This is a genomic window from Streptomyces coffeae, from assembly GCF_016741875.1.
GTDB lineage: Bacteria > Actinomycetota > Actinomycetes > Streptomycetales > Streptomycetaceae > Streptomyces > Streptomyces coffeae.
Genome location: NZ_JAERRF010000221.1, coordinates 1 through 375, shown reverse-complemented (window position 1 = coordinate 375; position 375 = coordinate 1). Strand labels below are relative to the sequence as shown.

Annotated in this window: 1 protein-coding gene; it reads left to right on the top strand. The window is 61.9% G+C overall.

Going from position 1 to position 375, the window contains the following annotated elements; genetic code table 11:
• On the top strand, positions 1 to 375 hold a 375-nt coding region (locus tag JK363_RS41750; RefSeq protein ID WP_201883533.1), incomplete at both ends, for a beta-ketoacyl synthase N-terminal-like domain-containing protein.

Genomic DNA, 375 nt, shown 5'->3' with positions numbered 1-375 from the left:
AGCGTGCTGGGTCGTCGTATGTGTGTGAGGGTGGGTTTTTGCTTGATGCGGCGGAGTTTGATGCGGGGTTGTTCGGGATTTCGCCGCGTGAGGCGTTGGCGATGGATCCGCAGCAGCGGTTGCTGTTGGAGACGTCGTGGGAGGCGTTGGAGCGGGCGGGGTTGGATCCGTTGTCGTTGCGGGGTTCGGCGACGGGTGTGTTTGCGGGGTTGATGTATCACGACTATGCCTCGCGGTTGGAGGGGATTCCGGAGGAAGTCGAGGGTTTGTTGGGGAATGGGAACGCGGGCAGTGTGTTCTCCGGCCGGGTCTCGTATGTGTTTGGTTTTGAGGGGCCTGCGGTGACGGTGGACACGGCGTGTTCGTCGTCGTTGG